This is a genomic window from Falsiroseomonas sp. E2-1-a20, from assembly GCF_051433195.1.
In the GTDB taxonomy this organism is placed as follows: domain Bacteria; phylum Pseudomonadota; class Alphaproteobacteria; order Acetobacterales; family Acetobacteraceae; genus Falsiroseomonas.
Genome location: NZ_JBHMFT010000190.1, coordinates 1 through 671 on the forward strand (window position 1 = coordinate 1; position 671 = coordinate 671).

General features: G+C 67.4%; 1 protein-coding gene. It reads left to right on the forward strand.

Annotated elements, in window-relative coordinates:
* Positions 1-507 precede the first annotated feature (507 nt).
* A partial coding sequence (locus ACFHPP_RS31310) for a recombinase family protein (RefSeq protein WP_437167124.1) occupies positions 508-671 on the forward strand: 164 nt, incomplete at its 3' end.

Consider the following 671-nt stretch of genomic DNA (forward strand, 5'->3'; position numbering starts at 1 on the left):
AGAACAATTGGACTGTCGTGCCCGATCACCTCTGGGATTTTTCAGGCTGCCGACCAGCGGGGCGGGCGCCCGGAGCGCCTCGACTCAGAAGCGTGAGTGCGGTTTCCGCGACGAACCAGCGGGGATGCGCTCGCGAGGGCATCTCAGTGGGCTGCTACACTATCGGCCGACGCCACGCCGATGCACCTCTACGTCCTTCCTCCACCTGACCATCGACCCAGCCGACTTCCGAGATGCTAGGCGGTTGGTCCAGGGCCGTCCCGAGGTCCGGCTGCCGGACCGGATCGGACGCACGTCGCCTGCGTGACCGAGACGGTCAGGGCGGGGCTGCGGGGGTGCGGGCACGTAGGGCTGACCTCCGTCCCGGGCCGCGGGGTGTTCGCAAAACCCCCTCGTTGCGGCCCGCTCGAACCCGGCCTTCGACCATGGATCAGCACCCCTCTGGATGATGTTTCCAAAACCATCCGGTTTCGTTGACATCCTGGCGTCTGGAGCGATTGTCTCGGGATGACGACGACCATCCTCCCTACCAAGCGCGCCGCCCTCTACGTCCGTGTCTCGACTGCCGACCGCGGCCAGACCGTGGAGAACCAGCTTCGCCCCCTACAGGAGGCGGCGGCGCGGCTGGGCTGGACGATCGTCGCCGTGCACAGGGACGAGGGCATCTCGGG